Source organism: Litoribacter populi (assembly GCF_007483685.1).
Taxonomy (GTDB): domain Bacteria; phylum Bacteroidota; class Bacteroidia; order Cytophagales; family Cyclobacteriaceae; genus Litoribacter; species Litoribacter populi.
Genome location: NZ_VMKN01000003.1, coordinates 126,757 through 145,080, shown reverse-complemented (window position 1 = coordinate 145,080; position 18,324 = coordinate 126,757). Strand labels below are relative to the sequence as shown.

15 protein-coding genes, 1 pseudogene and 1 riboswitch are annotated in these 18,324 nt (G+C 44.8%); of the genes and pseudogenes, 7 read left to right on the top strand and 9 right to left on the bottom strand.

Annotation, left to right across the window (positions count from 1 at the left end):
- The first annotated feature begins 246 nt into the window (after nucleotides 1-246).
- Nucleotides 247-978 (top strand): class I SAM-dependent methyltransferase, encoded by a 732-nt coding sequence (locus FPL27_RS19395; RefSeq protein ID WP_143962893.1) that lies wholly within the window; start codon nucleotides 247-249, stop codon nucleotides 976-978.
- 44 nt (nucleotides 979-1,022) lie between these two features.
- Entirely contained in the window at nucleotides 1,023-1,829 is an 807-nt protein-coding gene (locus FPL27_RS19390) for an ion transporter (protein ID WP_143962892.1), read from the top strand.
- Between the two features lie 25 nt (nucleotides 1,830-1,854).
- Here FPL27_RS19390 and FPL27_RS19385 read toward each other — a convergent pair whose 3' ends face one another.
- From FPL27_RS19385 to FPL27_RS19365, 5 genes and pseudogenes are all read right to left on the bottom strand, one after another.
- Nucleotides 1,855-3,156, bottom strand: coding sequence for a voltage-gated chloride channel family protein (locus FPL27_RS19385; protein WP_143962891.1), 1,302 nt, complete (start codon nucleotides 3,154-3,156; stop codon nucleotides 1,855-1,857).
- A 25-nt stretch (nucleotides 3,157-3,181) separates the two neighbouring features.
- Nucleotides 3,182-3,251: riboswitch (Fluoride riboswitch) on the bottom strand.
- A 131-nt stretch (nucleotides 3,252-3,382) separates the two neighbouring features.
- Nucleotides 3,383-4,390: a type I glyceraldehyde-3-phosphate dehydrogenase gene (gene gap / locus FPL27_RS19380; protein WP_143962890.1), complete on the bottom strand. Its 1,008-nt coding sequence runs from the start codon at nucleotides 4,388-4,390 to the stop codon at nucleotides 3,383-3,385.
- A gap of 235 nt (nucleotides 4,391-4,625) precedes the next feature.
- The gene (locus tag FPL27_RS19375; RefSeq protein ID WP_143962889.1) at nucleotides 4,626-5,798 is read right to left on the bottom strand and encodes an efflux RND transporter periplasmic adaptor subunit; all 1,173 of its coding nucleotides are present in this window, start codon (nucleotides 5,796-5,798) and stop codon (nucleotides 4,626-4,628) included.
- A pseudogene (locus FPL27_RS19370) lies at nucleotides 5,795-10,126 on the bottom strand (CusA/CzcA family heavy metal efflux RND transporter). The gene FPL27_RS19375 and the pseudogene FPL27_RS19370 overlap by 4 nt, the downstream one beginning before the upstream one ends.
- A 61-nt stretch (nucleotides 10,127-10,187) precedes the next feature.
- Nucleotides 10,188-10,586 (bottom strand): hypothetical protein, encoded by a 399-nt coding sequence (locus tag FPL27_RS19365; RefSeq protein WP_143962888.1) that lies wholly within the window; start codon nucleotides 10,584-10,586, stop codon nucleotides 10,188-10,190.
- A 237-nt stretch (nucleotides 10,587-10,823) separates the two neighbouring features.
- On the opposite strand from FPL27_RS19365, the gene FPL27_RS19360 reads away from it, so the two are divergent.
- From FPL27_RS19360 to FPL27_RS19340, 5 genes are all read left to right on the top strand, one after another.
- A complete protein-coding gene (locus FPL27_RS19360) occupies nucleotides 10,824-11,282 on the top strand; it encodes an ankyrin repeat domain-containing protein (RefSeq protein ID WP_143962887.1) in 459 nt (152 codons plus the stop codon).
- Between the two features lie 102 nt (nucleotides 11,283-11,384).
- Nucleotides 11,385-12,686 (top strand): Na+/H+ antiporter NhaA, encoded by a 1,302-nt coding sequence (nhaA, locus tag FPL27_RS19355; RefSeq protein ID WP_143962886.1) that lies wholly within the window; start codon nucleotides 11,385-11,387, stop codon nucleotides 12,684-12,686.
- Between the two features lie 643 nt (nucleotides 12,687-13,329).
- Complete coding sequence (locus FPL27_RS19350) at nucleotides 13,330-13,905, top strand: hypothetical protein (protein WP_143962885.1); 576 nt, start codon at nucleotides 13,330-13,332, stop codon at nucleotides 13,903-13,905.
- Nucleotides 13,895-14,479, top strand: a complete 585-nt coding sequence (locus FPL27_RS19345) for an AraC family transcriptional regulator (protein ID WP_221936631.1) — start codon at nucleotides 13,895-13,897, stop codon at nucleotides 14,477-14,479. The genes FPL27_RS19350 and FPL27_RS19345 overlap by 11 nt, the downstream gene beginning before the upstream one ends.
- A gap of 79 nt (nucleotides 14,480-14,558) precedes the next feature.
- Nucleotides 14,559-14,888 (top strand): four-helix bundle copper-binding protein, encoded by a 330-nt coding sequence (locus FPL27_RS19340; RefSeq protein ID WP_143962884.1) that lies wholly within the window; start codon nucleotides 14,559-14,561, stop codon nucleotides 14,886-14,888.
- A 50-nt stretch (nucleotides 14,889-14,938) separates the two neighbouring features.
- Here FPL27_RS19340 and FPL27_RS19335 read toward each other — a convergent pair whose 3' ends face one another.
- The 4 genes from FPL27_RS19335 to FPL27_RS19320 all read right to left on the bottom strand — a co-directional run bounded on the left by FPL27_RS19335 (nucleotide 14,939) and on the right by FPL27_RS19320 (nucleotide 18,278).
- Nucleotides 14,939-16,144, bottom strand: coding sequence for a peroxiredoxin family protein (locus tag FPL27_RS19335; RefSeq protein WP_143962883.1), 1,206 nt, complete (start codon nucleotides 16,142-16,144; stop codon nucleotides 14,939-14,941).
- Nucleotides 16,145-16,333: 189 nt separating this feature from the next.
- Entirely contained in the window at nucleotides 16,334-16,960 is a 627-nt protein-coding gene (locus FPL27_RS19330) for a DUF2459 domain-containing protein (protein ID WP_143962882.1), read from the bottom strand.
- Between the two features lie 59 nt (nucleotides 16,961-17,019).
- On the bottom strand, nucleotides 17,020-17,883 hold the full coding sequence (locus FPL27_RS19325) for an IS3 family transposase (protein WP_143962029.1): 864 nt from the start codon (nucleotides 17,881-17,883) through the stop codon (nucleotides 17,020-17,022).
- Nucleotides 17,880-18,278, bottom strand: a complete 399-nt coding sequence (locus tag FPL27_RS19320) for a transposase (protein WP_143962030.1) — start codon at nucleotides 18,276-18,278, stop codon at nucleotides 17,880-17,882. Before FPL27_RS19320 ends, FPL27_RS19325 begins: the two co-directional genes overlap by 4 nt.
- Between the last annotated feature and the right edge of the window lie 46 nt (nucleotides 18,279-18,324).

Sequence of the window (18,324 nt, the reverse complement as noted above, 5' to 3'; positions counted from 1 at the left end):
CCTGCCTTTGAATTAATATCCAAAGGGGAAAAATTTACACCGAGTGAGATTCAGGGTGGGGTAGGAGTTGATTTGAAAAGAATAGTTTTTTTCATAATAAGGGCGCAAAAGTAAGAATAATTTTTTGTTATACAAGCTTGTGGCTGGGGTTTGGTTTTAAATCAAAACATTGATAATGTACTGATAACCAATTTAGAACTGCTAACTTTATAGGAGTTGATAGGGGATTTTAAAATTTTGAACATTATGGAAAAGGTTGTGGAGAAAAAGGAATTTTATGATTTAATGATTGCTGAAAAGCTGTTCTCAACTAAATCCAGACTGCAATTTCATCTGGATTTTGTGTTCGAAGACGTGGATTTTGATGGAAAGTCCGTTTTGGATATTGGAGGGGGTAAGGGGCTTTTTAGTTTTTACGCTGCTTATAAAGGGGCATCAAAAGTGGTTTGCCTAGAGCCGGAAAGCGATGGGAGTTCCTCCAATGTCGTCGAAAAATTCAATGAGCTTAAAAAGCAGTTGGGTTTTAAAAATGTGGAATTGAGGCAGGTATTGCTACAGGAGCTGGATGACAAAGAAAGCTTTGACATCATATTGATGCACAATTCCATCAATCACCTCGATGAGCCTTCCTGTGTGGATTTGCTTGAAAATGAGATCAGCCAGAAAGAATACCTGAAGATCTTTGAACAGATATATGCCTTGACCAACCCGGGAGGTAAAGTCATCGCCTGTGATTGCTCCAGCCACAATTTTTTCCACCTGTTGGGGGTCAAAAATCCCTTTGTGCCCAAAATAGAGTGGCATAAACATCAATCTCCTAATATATGGTCCCAGTTGCTCGGGTTCGCTGGCTTTAAAAATCCCGTGATCCGCTGGTCTTCCGTCAACCGCTTAGGTAAGACTGGAAAAATTTTGATGACAAACAAACTCGGTGCATATTTCACTAAAAGCTATTTCTGTCTGAAGATGGAAAAATAAAACCGCATAATTTTTTATCTTTCAGTTTCAATAACATCTTTTTAATGAAACTGACAAAAGCCCGCTTAGCCCATATCGTATTTGAATCTGATGATGCCGCCTCCAAGGCTTTTGATGTAGTGTTGCTTATCTTGATATTGGGAAGTGTGGTAGTGGCTATGTTGGACTCTGTGGCGGGATACCGCTTGGTCTATGGGGATCTGTTCTATATCCTGGAATGGGTTTTTACCATATTGTTTACGATTGAATATCTGCTTCGCCTCTGGCTCACTCGCCGGGTGGCTGGGTATGTTTTCAGTTTTTATGGAATCGTGGACTTTTTGGCGATTCTACCGGCCTTCTTAAGTTTGATAATTGTGGATACCCAGTTTTTAGTGGTGGTTAGGGCCCTCAGGTTGCTGCGGGTTTTGAGGATTTTGAAGCTGGGCAGGTACATGATGGAGGCTACCCAGTTGAGGGAGGCATTATGGGCCAGTAGAAGAAAGATACAGATATTTATAGGATCGGTGGTGACCATTGTATTGGTGATGGGTACCATAATGTATATTGTGGAGGGTCCAGAGGCAGGTTTCACGAGTATACCTACTTCTATGTATTGGGCTATTGTGACCTTGACCACAGTGGGTTATGGGGATATTATTCCGATAACACCAGTGGGGAAATTCATGTCGTCCTTCATCATGTTGCTGGGTTACGGGATCATTGCTGTGCCTACTGGTATTGTGACCGCTGAGATGTCCGCCCAAATGTACAAGAGGAGGGGGGAGGAACTTGTCGACTGCCCTTCCTGCCATGCCGAATTCCATGATAGGGATGCGTATCACTGTAAATACTGTGGGACGAAATTGTAGTTTCTTACTTCGTACCTCGTATTTCTTACCTAATTTTTCCCAGGTTTTTTCCTTTGAAGCTTAAAAATGAACTATGTTTCGGTGAGCCGATGATCTGGCTGTTGTAGATGCCGGCGTGACCGGAGAAGATGTAGGCTACTACACATGCGAGGCCAACGTAAACACCTGACTCTGCACCAAACAGTTCGATCCCCATCAGGGTACAGGCTAGTGGAGTATTGGTGGCTCCACTGAAGACGCCTACAAAGCCCATCCCGGCCAGCAAAGCCATCGGCAAAGGAATCACCCCCGAAAGGGCATTGCCCAAGGTGGCACCAGTGTAGAATAGGGGAGTAACTTCTCCGCCTTTAAACCCGGCACCTAAGGTCAGGGATGTAAAACCAATCTTGGCCAGAAAGTCATACCAGGGAAGTTGTTCGTTAAACGCATCCACAATTGTTGGAATACCCAGCCCGATGTATTTGGTGGTGCCGATGGCAAAAACTGCCGCCGCTACCAACACCCCGCCAATCACAGGGCGCAAAGGAGGATAGTCTATAAACTTGCGGAAAAGCTGGCTCCAAAAATGGGTGGCTTTGGCAAAAAGCCTTCCAGCTAGTCCAAAGCAGATTCCCGCCGGAATTATCCAAAGCGTGTTGATTAAATTTATTTCAGGAATGTAAGGGATGATATAAGGGGTATGATGCACCTCAAAAAGTTGGGCACAAGTATAGTCAGCCACATAAGCTCCCAAAAAAGCGGGCAGTATGGATTCATATCTGATGCGGCCAATAACCAACCACTCTAGGGCGAAAATCGCTCCAGCCAATGGTGTTCCAAAAACAGAAGCAAAGCCTGCTGCCACACCAATCGTAATTAATGTTTTCCGGTCTTGAGTTGTGAGCTTAAACCATTTGGTAAATTGGTCAGCAATAGCCCCCCCCATTTGCACCGCGGTTCCCTCACGTCCGGCGGAACCTCCAAAAAGGTGGGTGGCTACAGTTCCAAAGAGAACCAAGGGAGCCATCCGTAGGGGGATTACTTTCAAAGGATTGTAGAATTCCTCCAATAGCTGGTTGTTGCCCTTGACGACCGACTCTCCAAACTTATGGTAAACCCAGCCGATAATAAAGCCCCCCAATGGCAATAAAGCTATCAACCAGATGTTGGCCTCCCTATAATTGGTGGCCCACTTTAAGGAAATTAGAAAGAGTGCAGATGCGGCGCCGGCCAATAGTCCGACGGCTGTGGCAATGATGAGCCACTTGGAAGTAAACAATAAATTAGGCAGAAATTCAAGCTGCATGAACTGCTTCAGACGCAGTTGTTCATTGATCCTCTTCAACATGGAGAAAATGCTTAAGTTAAATTAAGTTGAAGTAGGAGTCATCAGCACCAAAAAAATTGGGCGGTTGTAGGTGGTACCCCATCACCTTTGGAAGTACGACGGACCAATTGGTCACGAAGGACACGAAGTTTAAAAGAAGTAACACAAAGACTACTTCGCTTCAAACTGATAAGGGAGGTAAAATAAGGAAGGTAGGTTGAGCGAGGTCAACCTACCCTGAGCCTAATTATTTCTTCTTGGAAATGTAGCTTACCAGGTCTACAACTTTGGAGGAATAGCCCCACTCGTTGTCATACCAGCTCACTACTTTGACAAATTTGTCGGAAAGTTGAATCCCGGCACCAGCGTCAAAGATGGAAGTTCTCGCATCTCCGATGAAGTCGTTTGATACAACCTGGTCTTCCGTATAACCAAGGATACCCTTAAGTTCACCTTCAGACATTTCCTTCATTTTAGCGCAGATTTCTTCATAGCTAGCTGGCTTCTGAAGTCTTACTGTAAGGTCAACCACTGATACGTTAGGGGTTGGTACACGGAAAGCCATTCCTGTAAGTTTGCCGTTCAAGTCAGGGATAACTTTACCCACTGCTTTAGCAGCACCTGTAGAGGATGGGATGATGTTTTGTCCAGCACCTCTTCCGCCTCTCCAGTCTTTGGCAGACGGTCCGTCAACGGTTTTCTGTGTGGCAGTAGTAGCGTGCACTGTAGTCATCAAGCCTTCTTCGATACCCCAGGTGTCGTGCAACACTTTAGCGATAGGTGCAAGACAGTTGGTGGTACAAGAAGCATTGGATACAAACTGCATGTCAGAAGTGTAAGATTCCTCGTTTACGCCCATTACAAACATAGGAGTGTCGTCCTTAGAAGGAGCAGACATGATTACTTTTTTTGCGCCGGCCTCAATATGGCCTTTAGCTGAATCTTTGGTAAGGAAAAGTCCTGTGGATTCCACAACGTATTCCGCACCTATATCACCCCACTTAAGGTCTGCAGGGTTTTTCTCTGATGTCACACGGATAGTGTTGCCGTTGACGATCAAGTTACCGTCTTTTACTGATACCTCACCCTTGAACTGGCCATGAGTGGAGTCATATTTAAGCATGTAGGCCAAGTAATCAGGGTCTACCAAGTCATTAATGCCGACAATCTGAATATCGTCTCTTTCTTGTGCAGCTCTGAAAACTAGTCTTCCGATTCTTCCGAATCCGTTTATACCAACTTTTACTTTTTCCATATTATGATTTCGTTTTATCGAATAGGTTTTAAATGATAATTGTAAAGCGATTGTTTAAAATTACCACATATTTTTCAACCTATCAAAATTTACAGCGAAATAGCAAAGTTTGGCAGAACATTGTCTTCATTTGGGTGCCTTTTCAGGCTTAAACTGAATTTTAGCTCTATTTTTTATTGGAGAACCAGTTCTAGATAGTCTCTATAAAATAAGGGTAAGCCCGAGCTATATCAGCTTAATGGTCATTGACGACCTCTCCCTTTTTCATTTCAGCATGGATATAGTACGCGTTGTTTAATGCGAAATGGGCGTCCTCTGAGATTTCCTCCAAAAATGAAACCTCCACCCATCCATTTTGCCTTTTACCTATTACCAACTCCCGAGGGATGAAAACATAATCACCCTGCGAATCTGCCAATTGAAAGGCATAGCTCCTGCCTGCCTCATTAAAAATGGCCTTCTCGGGGATGGCCAGACCCACCTGAGTATCCGTCAGGATATCAGCTTTCACATACATGCCGGGCACAAGATTATTGGTTTCAGAATCTATTTCTGCATGGACCTGAATTGCTTTGGTTTTTGCATCGAATTTTTGGGAAACAGAGAAGATGCTGCCCTGAAATTCAACTCCATCTCCATGATTAAGACGGAACCTCACTTCCTGGCCAATCTTTACATGGTTAATGTCCTTTTCATATACCAACAGTTTCACATGAATATGGTCAGTATTTATGAGTTCAAACAGTTCGGTTTCTGGTTGAACAAATTGGCCGTTTTTGACCCACACATCCACAATGGAGCCAGTGATAGGGCTGAGTATGGGTACCCTGTCGTAAAATTCCCCGGCTTTTAGCCTTTCACCATTTATCCCTAAAAGACTCAGCTGTGATTCATAACCTTTCATCAGACTTCTGGCGCTGCGAAATTCCGATTGGGCTTGTTGGAAAGTCTTACCTGCGCCAACCTCTTCATCCAGAAGTCTTTGCTGGCGGTTGAACTCCAATTCTGCCATTTCAAAGCGGTTGATGCTTTCCAGGTAGTCGCTTTGAAGTTTAATTAGGTTTGGATGGGATAGATAGGCCAAGACCTGTCCTTTCTTGACTGGGTCCCCCTCGATGACCTGGATTTGGGTGATATTTGCACCGACCACCGTGGTCACGATAGCTTCGTGTTGCGGCGGAACTTCGAGGATTCCGCTTAACTGGATAGGATTGGACAGGTTGCGTTTGCTTAAAGGGCCTACCTCGATGGCAAGGGTTTCATACTGCCGACTGGTGAAGCTTGCAAAATTGCCTTCCTCAAATCCACTTAGATTCTCATCATTTTGGCTATGACCTCCTTCATTATTGCCACAAGAGAGCACAATGGGAGTAAGGATGATGGCAAAATATTTATATATAGTTTTCATGGTAGATCGGGGTTTAGGTAAAATTCAAGTTGGAAACGGGTTTGAAGGTAATTTCCCAATACTTCCAAAGCACTTTTTTCCAGTTGCAGGGATTCGTTGAGGTTTTGGATTAGCGTGACATAGTCAATTTCCCCCTCCCGGAAGGCCAACATTGCTCCTTCACGCTGTTCTTTGGCCAAAGGCAAAGCTTCCTCCTCATAAAACACCCTAGAGGAAAGCCATTTTCTATATTGTTGCTCAAGTGAGCGGACTTGGGTGTCATATTCAAATTGAGTTTGCTCAAAACTACGATGAGCAATCTCCTGTTGTATCCTGGCCGCCTGGATTCTGCCTTTTTGTGGGGAAAAAAAGCGGTATGGATAGTCCAAACTGGTATTGCATGAAATTAGGTTGTCGGTCAACCCTTTGCGGACCGTATTGGGCTTGGAATTTAGGCAAAAGCCCAGCCTTTGCCACTCTGCTGTCGGCTTGGGCGATTTCTACATTTTGATTGGCCTGCCGAAGGATTGGGTGATTGTGAGAGCCAGACTCTATTGGTAAAGGCATTCTCCAATAGGTATCGTTTTGATCCGCGGTAAAGACCGAATCGCTTGCCATCCAGAGATTAAATCTGATCAATGCATCTGCAAGATCAAATTCCGACTGCTCCAGATTCAAACTCATCTGCTTGGACTGGTTTTTTGCGGCCAAAAGTGCCAGCCTTGATATTTCCTGGACTTCAAAACGGACTTCTGCTGCCCTTTCAAAATTTTGATATAACGAATCCAGCTCCTTAAACAACTCCACGTTTCTGAGTTGCACATAAACCCTTGCAAAGGCAAGCTGCACCTCTTGGCGGATTTCCAGTTGGTTGAGGTTCATGTTGATTTCGGACAGTGCCACTCTTTGGCGTTGGGCGGTGAGTTTGGGGCCTATCCCAAATAGGTCAATATCGGATTGGTAAAACCCTATAGGGGTAACCACACCCTGCTGGCCTTCTCTTGCAATCTCATCCCCAGCCGTGAATAAATTGGTGCTGCCAAGGTCCCAGGCTGTTTTTTTTAAACTTTCTTCCTGGTCGATTTGCAGTTGGGCCTGCATTAACTGAGGGTAATTTTCCAATGCTCTTTTTACGGCCTTCTCCATGGAAATCGGAAGAGGTTGCTGCATCTGCTGGGCATTGACTTGACCTATCAGGCAAACGAAGACAACCATGGAAGTCAGCCCCAGTTTACCAAACCGGAAGGTTCTCGACTCTGTCCAACAATAAAGAATGGGCAGTAAGAAGAGGGTTAGTAGGGTGGAGGTGACCATCCCACCAATCACCACCGTGGCCAATGGCTGCTGGACTTCTGCTCCAGCTGATCGGGAGAGGGCCATGGGCATGAAGCCTAAAATATCTGTCAAAGCTGTTAACATAATAGGTCTAATTCTTCGGCGAGAGCCCAAGCGGATTCTTTCGCCCAGGTCATCCACGCCTTCTGATTTCAATTCGTTCCAAGAGCTTATCAATACCAACCCGTTGAGTACTGCCACGCCAAAAAGCACGATGAAGCCTACCCCTGCTGATATACTGAATGGCATTCCCCTAAGCCAGAGGCTGAATACCCCACCGATCGCTGCCATGGGAATGGCCATATAAATCATAAATGTCTGCTTGAAGGAACCAAGGGCAAGGAAAATCAGGAAGAAAATTAGCGCCAAAGCTATAGGTACTACGATTTGTAGCCTTGCTGTGGCACGTTCCAGGTTTTCGAATGCACCTCCGTAGCGGATGTAGTAGCCTGGAGGTAATTGTAAATTGGCCTGTAGGGTGGACTCGATTTCATCTACCAAAGATTTGATGTCCCGTCCTCGCACATTGATTCCCACATAGGTTCGCCGCTGGGTGTCGTCTCGACTGATCTGCATGGGGCCTTCCTCAAAATGAACATCAGCCAAAACCTGTAAGGGAATCTGTTCTCCTGTCCGAGTGGTGACGAACAAGTTTTGAACATCCGATATATCTTCCCTAAACGCTTTGTCTAGCCTCACCACCAGATCAAACCTGCGATCCTCTTCCAAGATTAACCCTGCTTTGCCGCCAGCAAAGGCGGTTTCTATCAAACTATTGACCTCTTTTATAGATACGCCATATTGGGCCAGCAAAGCACGGTGGTAGGTCACTGTCATTTGGGGAAGCCCTGATGTTGCCTCGACCTTCAAGTCAGCCACACCCTCAATATTGCTCACCAGTCTACCGATTTCCTCTGCTTTTTGGGCTAGCACTTCTAGGTCTTCCCCAAAAACCTTTATGGCAACATCTTCCCGCACACCCGAGATGAGTTCGTTGAAACGCATTTCAATGGGTTGAGAAAACTCAAGGTTGATTCCCGTCACCACGGCTAACTCGTCCTCAATTCTTTCAATTAATTCCTCTTTGCTGTCGGCCGAAACCCATTCGGATTTGGGTTTGAGGATAATGAAACAGTCTGCCATATCCATAGGCATGGGATCAGTAGGGACTTCTGCGACTCCAAAGCGTGATAAAACCTGCTCGATTTCCGGAAACTTGTCCAATAGTATTTGTTCAATCTGGGTGGAGGTGCGTATGCCTTCCTCCAAGGTGCTGCTTGTTTGAGAATGATGTGGAAGGCAATGTCCCCTTCATCCAGTTGCGGAATGAACTCCCCTCCCAGCCGGGTGAAGGTGAAGACAGAAATGGCCAGCAGGGCCACTGCACTTATGATCACAAAAGAGGACTTTTGAAGGGCATCCTTGAGTGTCTTTTCATATTTGTTTTCTACCCAGAAAACAATTTTGTCCCCGAAGGAGGCTTTTTCCTTGACAGAAACCTTGACAAATAGAGCGGAAGCCATTGGGACATAAGTCAGGCAAAGAATCATGGCGCCCATCATAGCAAACATGAAGGTAAGGGCCATGGGTTGGAACATTTTTCCCTCAATGCCTTCCAGGAAAAGAATGGGTAGAAACACGATCAATATAATCAGTTGGCCAAAAAAGGCGGCATTCATCATCTTGCTGGAGGCTTTTAAGGTAACTTTATCTCTAGCCGCACGGTCTATGCTTTTTCCCTTTTGGACACGCTGATGTAAATGGAAGACGGTGCCTTCCACGATGATCACTGCCCCATCCACAATAATCCCGAAATCAATCGCGCCTAGACTCATCAGGTTAGCCCACACATCGAAGATATGCATCATCACGAAGGCGAAAAGTAGAGAAAGGGGGATGGTGGAGGCCACAATGAGCCCTCCCCTCCAGTTGCCAAGCAAGAAGACCAAGACAAAGATGACGATCAGCGCCCCTTCGGTAAGGTTGGTTTTGATGGTGCTGGTGGTTTCGGAAATGAGCTGGCTGCGGTCCAGAAAAGGGATTATGCTTACACCTTCGGGTAGGCTAAGCTGTATCTGCTCCATCCTCTCCTTCACGCTTCCGATCACCTTGTTGGAGTTGGCCCCTTTGAGCATGAAAATGATGCCCCCAACGGCTTCCCCTTCCCCATTTTTGGTAAAGGCCCCATACCTTACCGCCGAGCCATATTGCACCGTTGCCACATCTTTTATCCTCAAGGGAATGCCTCTTTCGGTATGAATGGGAGTATTTTCTATGTCCTCGAGGCTTCTGGCAAGACCTTCTCCACGGATGAAATTGGCCATATGGTTTTTCTCGATGTAGGCCCCTCCGGTATTTTGGTTGTTTTCTTCCAGCGCTAAGAACACATCTCTAATACTGAGCTCATGAGACCGCAATTCGTGTGGGTTGATCGCTACTTCGAATTGTTTGACCAAGCCGCCGAATGAATTGACCTCGATAACGCCTGGGACCATTGCCATCTGCCTCTTGACAATCCAGTCCTGCAGAGTACGCAGTTCCATTACATCATATTTGTCTTTGAAGGCAGGGTCCACTTCCAGGGAATATTGGTAGATCTCCCCCAAACCTGTGGAAATCGGACCCATGGATATTTCCCCCATTCCCTCGGGGATTTCCTTTCGCACCTCCTCGAGTTTTTCGCCTATGAGTTGGCGGGGCAGGTAAATTCCCATTCCGTCCTCAAATACGATGGTGACTACCGATAGGCCAAATCTGGAAATGGAGCGGATCTCGATTACTCCTGGCAAGTTGGACATGGCCACCTCGACGGGGTAGGATATAAACTGTTCAATGTCCTGGGTTCCCAAATTTGGTGCTTGGGTAATGATTTGAACCTGGTTGTTGGTCACATCCGGTACCGCATCCATTGGGACTTGTGTAAGACTGTAAATGCCGCCGACAATTAAGGCAAGGGTCAACAGGCCAATGATCAGCTTATTCTGAATAGAAAAAGCAATGATTCTGTTAATCATGATAATTGATTTACTGATAAGAAGATTGGGGACAGCACATAGCTATCCTTTGGTGTTCAAATCAGCTTACTCGAGGAGGTTGAAAAGGGGAGGGTGCTTCTATGACAGGCAAATGCTCATGGTAGCGGCCCAGCATGGCGGCATTCAGTTCGATTGGCTTATCCAGTTCAAAAGCGGTGGTGTTTGGGTAAAACACCCACTGGTTTATCGTGTTGTGACTTTCTCGGAAGGGGAGGTTAGCATGGTCTGGGTCTTCGGCAACAAATTCATAGTCGCCGTCATTGTAGAGGTAGTGTCCTTCCACAAATTCCCAGAAAGTGTCGCCATATTCCACTTTGTGAACCTGGTAATGGTCAAAAAATGCAGGGATCCGGTGCAGGTCACAGCAAAGGTCCATGTTCGGTAGAAAAGCTTTTACCGAAATGATGCTCAGCAATATGACGTAGGCAAACGATCTCATGAGGGAGTAAAAATAGGGATTTTTTCCTGAATTTTAGCTGCTGGTAAAAATTACAAGTTTTTCTTGGATGGTTTTCAACAATTTGCTTCTATCAAGGTTAATAAGATACAATCTTATCCTATTTTTTGGACAAAAGATTAATACTGTTAACATAGTGTGTTAGATAAGTAAATGTTTATTGGTAGTAAAGGGGTGGCCCTGGTTACCCCTTTTACTTTGCAAAATTTTAAATGACTTATGGACTTCTTTGATTTGATACGTTGGGGCAAAACCGAGGAACTGAAGGAAAGAATAGCAGCGGACCATTCTTTGGTGGAAAAGAAAAACGAAAAAGGTTTTCCTCCTCTTATTTTGGCTACCTACAACGATCAGCCCGAGATTGCCAAAATCCTGCTTGATCATGGCGCCGATGTGGACTCCCGGGACATGGCGGGCAATACAGCCTTGATGGGAATTTGCTTCAAAGGCTATCTCGAGATGGGCAAGATGCTACTTGCCAAAGGGGCCGATGTGAACGCCAGAAATTACAACGGCGCGACGGCGTTGATCTATGCGGCGACTTTTAATCATAAGGACATTGCTCAGTGGCTGATTGACAATGGGGCCGACAAGCACGTTATAGATGCCCGTGGGAATACCGCTTATACACATGCTTTGATGCAAGGTTCAGAGGATTTGGCGGAAATGGTGAAGTAATGTGCTGTCCTATGATTTAAATCATGTTTCATTATATTTTTGGTTTCCCTTGAAACCGTCCTTATTTTTATATTTTTGCCTGTGAGAAAATAAGGAAGCGCTATGAAGAAGACCCTACTCGACAAGACCATCAGGCCCATCAATAAATTTATCCACTACGATAACTCCGGAGGGATTGCCCTCTTTTTGGCGGTTATAGTAGCTCTGATATGGGCCAATTCACCTTGGAGGGATTCTTATCATCATATCTGGCATACCTATTTTAGCATTGGGTTTGCCGATAATATCCTTTCTTATTCCCTCCACCACTGGGTAAACGACGGCCTGATGGCCATGTTCTTTTTTGTGGTCGGATTGGAGCTCAAGCGGGAAATCATCGCCGGGGAGCTTTCCACCATGAAAAAAGCCCTCATGCCCATGGCTGCAGCAGCAGGCGGGATGGTGTTTCCGGCTTTGATCTATGTTTTTATCAACCAGGGAGAACCCACTGTCAACGGTTGGGGTATACCCATGGCTACTGATATTGTATTTGCCTTGGCGTTGATGTCTCTGGCTGGCAAAAGTGTTCCTTTGACTGCGAAAGTCTTCTTGGTAGCCTTGGCCACCGTGGATGATATCGGTGCAGTGTTGGTAATCGCTTTCTTTTATAGCTCCGAACTGTCTTTCTTAAGCCTTTTCAGTGGCTTGGGCTTACTTTCCCTCCTTGTGGGAGCAAATTTATTGGGAGTGAGGAATACCATTTTCTATGCAGTAATAGGTATCGGTGGGGTTTGGTTGGCATTCTTGCTTTCAGGTGTACATGCCACGATTGCTGGGGTATTGGTAGCCTTTGCCATTCCGGCAAGAACCCGGGTTAACGAATCCTTGTATTCCAGAAGTATCAATTACCTGCTGTACAAATTTGACAAGCAGATACCGATCCGTGGGCCACTGATGACGCCCAGGCAGCACAGGATCATAGAAAAGATCAAGGTCATCTCCAGAGATGCCCAGACGCCCCTACAGAAAATCGAAAATGCACTGCACCCCATTGTTACCTTTGTAGTAATTCCCTTGTTTGCTCTTTCCAATGCAGGTGTGGAGATCGGGGAGAACTTCTTTGCCGAACTGATTAATCCTGTGAGTATAGGCGTGTTTTTCGGTTTGACTTTAGGCAAACTGGTGGGAGTACTATCCTTCTCTTGGATACTGGTAAAAGCCAAGATAGCCCAGTTACCCAAGAATATGAACTGGATGCATATCGCCGGAATCGCGGGATTGGCCGGGGTTGGTTTTACAATGTCCCTGTTCATTACCGCACTTGCCTTTGACAGCACCGAAATCGTCGATCAGTCCAAATACGGGATCCTGTTGGCTTCTGTAGTTTCTGGTACAGTGGGTGTGGTGTTGTTGAAGAAGGCTTAAGGGCGGTATTAGCCACGAAGGCGCAAAGGTAAATTGTAGGTTGATTGTGATGAAGAAGGCTTAAGAGTAATAGTAGCCACGAAGGCGCGAAGGCGCAAAGAGGAATTGCGGGGTGGTGATGAAGTAGGCTTGAGCATTCCCTTAGTTATCAGTTGCTTGCCTTGTAATAAAATGTGATTAACTTTGTGGACAGTTTCAAGTTAATGGAGAAATTTAGGTCACTAAACTTATGTGTTGTTCTGTGGATTGCTCTTTTGGGCACTATGGAACTGGTGTGCGGCCTTCAGCTCTGTCATGGTGATGCAAAAAGTGAAGTCCAATCCCATTCTTCAGAAGGAGACCACGACCATTGTTGTACAAGTGTCGCGGAACTATCCTATTTGGAGGATGATTTTTTACCCCAACTTTCTTTAGAAAAGAGCTTGGATTTTGCTCTGCCAACACCCTTTGAACCTGTGGGTGTTGGGATTTTCACGGAATCCTTTGCTGACTACTACTTTCATCCGAATTTATCAATTCGAGATCTTCATCTACTACATCAAGTATTTATCATTTAGCAATAGAATAGAAGACGTAACTGTAATCTGATCTATTTTAAAATTTGAAAACCCCATAGACTGGGGCTTAAAAACTATTGCTAAAAATGAAAGTACCTAAATTTATATTGCCATTATTTATAGTATCCACAGGAGTAGCCTTTGCTCACGACCCAGTAGAGCACAATTCGCCTAAGGCGTCCTATTTCGATTTTCCTTGGAGGGATCTGGATGCCTTCCCTTCCAGCCATCCGCTCATCGTGCATTTCGTGATTGTTTTATTAATTGTCGGTGCGATCCTCTATGGTATCAATATTTATTTTAGAAAGCTATCCTTATATTGGACGGCCTTGGTTATGTATATTTTTGGGCTTGGCGCGGCTTATTTAGCCAGTTACCCGCTGCACCCTCACACGGCTGGGTTGACCGAGGCAGCTCAAGAAATCATGTATTTGCATGATTTTTGGGCGTATAATACCCTCACTATCGGTACAATAGGTGCCGTGCTAATGATTGGCAATTTATTTCTATTTAGAAGAAATAGGATTGCTATGACAGCCGTGGCCCTAGTGTTGCTGCTTACCTCTTATGCAGTAAGTATGGCGGGGCATTATGGTGCCCACTTGGTACACATTGAAGGAGTCGGTCCCAAAGGTGAGTTCTTGGAAAAGCATGAACATTAAACTTATGAAGTCCTTTCAGATAAAAATCAAAAATATGGTTTGCCCTAGATGTATAAAGGTAGTGCGGCAGAAATTGGAGCAGGATGGTCTAGAAGTGCAGGAGGTTGAGTTAGGTTATGCTAAAATTTCCTCACCAGACATAAATCTCGGAGAAATCAGTAGATTGCTGGAAGAGGAGGGGTTTGAGCTTATTCCTGACCAAGATGGTAATACGGTTGAAACCATTAAGCATACTGTCTTGCAATATTTTGATTCCATCGTGGAGCAGCAAGTGGTTACCGTAAATCTTTCTGAGTATATCGCCTATAAACTGCATAAAAATTACTTCCAGCTGAGTAAGTTATTCAGTCAAATTGAGGGACGGTCGATAGAGTCTTATTTCTTGGCTTTGAAAATTGAAAAAGTAAAAGAGTTACTTGAAAATAAGGAATTAACGCTATCGGAGATATCAGACCGGTTGCAATATAGTAGTGTGCAGTATTTCTCAACACAGTTTAAGAAACTGACAGGCTTGAGTCCAAGTGCTTATAGAAGTGGAAGTTCGGCCTATCGCAAGGGCTATCAGGATTTATAAATTTACACCAAAAAGTCATAAAAACTTATTGTTGTTAGATAGGTTTGTAAAGTATGTTTAACCCTTAATAAACTTTACCATGAACCACCAAGATTTAATCCAAAAACTAGCCGCCTGTGCTGCTGCATGTGAACACTGTATGGACAGTTGCCTGAGCGAGGACAATGTGCAGCATATGGTAACGTGCATCAAAACCGATAGGGATTGTGCCAAAATCTGCCAAGTAACGGCAAGTTTTGTTGCTTCTGGATCTAGGCATGCCCAGCACTTAATTAAAGAATGTATTGAGATCTGCAACGAATGTGCTTCGGAATGTGAAAAGCATGACCATGACCATTGTCAGCAATGCGCCAAAGCCTGTCGTGAATGTGCGGAAGCTTGCAAAAGCTATCAGACGGCACAGGTGTAAATATGATTAAACCTTCCAGGTTTGGAAAAAAACCTGGAAGGTTTCACCTATTATTCCTTTACCAATTTCTCCACTTTGTTGTTATGCTCTTCTTTCCATTGCTCAAACAGCTCTCCGGTACTGGGGCCGTTGAAGCCGGTGTGGACGTCAACTAATTTGCCATCACGGTCAATATAGAGCATGGAGGGGAAATAAAGTGGTCCCTCCACTTGAGGGAAGGCTGCTTTTAGGTCTTTTTCCTGTCCAGCAATTAGAAAAGGGTAGTTGGCACCTAGTCTATCTTTGGAGCGCTGCACACGGTTTTTAGCGTAGTCAAAATCATCTTTTTTCTCAAAAGCCAAGGCTACAATTTCCACTCTGTCCTTATTCTTCTCATACCACTCTCCCATATACTTGGTTTCATCCATACAGTTGGGGCACCAGCTGCCGAAGATCTGCACCAATACTGGCTTGCCTCTATATTCACTCAAGGAAACTTCGTTGCCATCGAGGTCAGGATAGGTGAAATCGATCGTTTCACTTGCAACCTCCCGGGCCTTATCGGGCAGTTCGAAACCTTCATTCCTGGTAGCAGTAAAAGAATAGTTGCCTGTCAGGCCATTGAAGTACTTGCCAGTAACCTTGCCGTTTTCATCTAGCTCACCGATAAATAGCTTGGCTTCTTCCCCGTTGAAGGTACTAAGGTAGAAAGTGCTGCCACTCACATTGCCTTCCAGGTAGCGGAAGTCACCCGATGGCAGGGCAAAGCTGCCTTTGATGCGGCTGCCGTCTTGGGTAAACTTACCCACTGCCGGTCTTGGATCGCCGTTGCCCAAGTCAAAGTAGGTTTCCCATCGGCCTCCAAAATCATGTCCTGGCTCGGCATCTGTTTCAAATCTGTTTTTATCATCAGCTTGACTGGCTTGGAAAGGGGCGCGGTAATTATCCACGTAGTGCTTCACCCATTCGCCGGAGAGTTGGCCGTCCGCAAACTTTCCTCTAAGGCTGGCGTCAAACACATTCATTTCCAATATAACAGAATCGCCCTTCACAGAAGCGTCGGCCTCTAGTCTTTCATCGCTGTTCAAGATGAAGGCCTGAAGGTTTTGGCCTTCCCCTTCAAATTCAATGAAGAAGGGTACTTCCCGACCTTGAAGTTCGATGGCCGCACGGTAGGTTCCTTGTGGAGAAGTTGCCGAACTTTCCTGTTCTTGTTCTTGCCCGCAGGAGGTAAATAAGATGCTAAGGATGAATAAGGGAATATACTTTTTGATCATAATCTAATTGGGTGATTTGCGGTAGCAAAGGTAAGAAAATTTAGGAAAGGGGTATGTAATCTAAATTAACCGCAAAGGGCGCGAAGAATCGCAAAGTTGTATAAATCACCTATTTATTCGTGAAATTTATGTTCCCATTTTCTTTGCGCAACTGATGTTTCTTTGCGGTTGGTTTTTTTCTGGTTCTAATCAGTTTTTTTCTACCACCCTAATGCCGAAGTCTTCGACTTTATTAAGTACCATTCCGGTAGTCTGCAGCCAAATAGGCCTAAGGGAGAAACCGGCTTCTCTGATTGCCCGAGCCACCCAGACATTGGAATTGTTGGGGAAGTAATAGGAACTGCTTCCTTCGTAAAAATGGCTATTGGAATAAAGTCCTTCTGTGGCGGGGATGATCTTCCCATTATCATCTAGTTCTAGTTGCTCGATTAGGTAAAGGACAAGCTGGTGCAACTGTTCATCGGTGAGTTCAATTTTCACCACATTGGTGTCAAAATAGTGGTCTTCGACATTTCTTCGGATGGGCTTAAAATGCAACACTGAGGAAGTCGGCCAAAAAACCGCCTTAAAGGCATACCAAAGGTTGAACCGCTCATGAGGATAAAAGTCCGCATCCCCCCAGCCGATCTCCAGGTATGGCGCATCTCCATAGTCATGCCCCTCACTCCAGATACTGTCAGGCAGGACATCGCCGGGAATTACCAACCCAGTATGCCAGCTGATGCTGCTGACATAGATGATATGCTTTTCCGCCTCGGCCTGGAGGCTGGAAAATGAGAGGATAAACAGAAAAAGTAAAGTTAAGCGTTTGGGCATAGGTAATTAACCAGGAAAGTGCGGTTTGGTTGGGGGCTTTACATTATGTCGATCCCTGATTAGTGTTGACCGTTTTGTAATTGAATTTCGTTGTTAAATATAGTCAATACCGGTCTGTTTTCCCTGCTGTAAGTTGACCACTTTTGTTCAAACTGTAATGGGGTCTGCTTATTCAGGTTTTTATGGATCCTTTTGGTATTGTAATGATTGACGGCCCTTTTGACATCTTTGATAAGTTGACTCGATGTTGTGGGGTTCCAATGCCTTAGATATTCGTCCTTTATGGTCTGGTTGATTCTTTCCGCATAGGCATTGTCCTGGGCGGAAAGCCCCATACTTATCTGACAACTTTTCTCCATCAACATATTGATGTACAACTCATAAACATATTGGCTGCCTCTGTCCGAGTGGTGTATCTGAGGAGGCTTATTTTCCTTGAATGCCATTTTCAAAGCCGCCATGTTGGCTGTTGCTCGCATGTGGTCCGATACCTGATATCCAACGATCTTTCTTGTATAAACGTCCAGGATAAAAACAGCGTAATAAAATCTATCCCCAAGCTTTATATAAGTAATATCGGACTGCCAGATGATGGAAGGACTATTGACCTCAAAGCCTTTTATCAAATTTGGAAAGTATCTGCTGGTCGAATAGGTGGTGCGGTGGTAGTTCTTGTACCTCCTTACTCGATATCCCAGCTCCATAAACAGTTCCACAAACCGATCCCGCCCCAGAAATCCTGGTTTGAGGGTGTCATACATTTTCTCTACCCCACATCCGGGATGTTCCTCTCTGAGCAGTTCAACCTCTGATATAAGTATTTGAATATTAGCTTCAAAAACCTCTTGTCTCTCTCTGTATTGCCGAAAACCCTGCTTGGTAATCCCTGACACAGCGTAGAATTTGTTAAGTGAATACTTCACTTTTGCCTTGTTTTGGGTGTACCATTCGAGCGTTCTGTGCCGGAATTTTTTTTTAAGTCCATGCCTAGATCTTCACCCGCCACTTCTATAAGCTTTTCAAGATATTCAATCTTAAGCTGCTTTTGGCCTACCGCCCGCTCCAGTTCTTTTATTCTTGATTCTTGGTCCTTTAGCTTTTTACTTGTGCTATCCTCCATTTCAATGATTCTATACCCCTTTTCGTTAAAGGTAGAGAATTTATAGATCCAATTGTAAATGGTCTGAAAATGTACTGAATGGAGGCGACTCAGTTGCAGAACGCTAAAGTTACCTTTTTCAAATTCGGCAACAATTGATTTCTTGAACTCCACACTGAATTGCCTTGTCTTGTTGATGGATTTTAAGTTTGCTTTCATGATATAGAATTGAGTAAAAGTGGTCAACCTATATCAGGGACATACA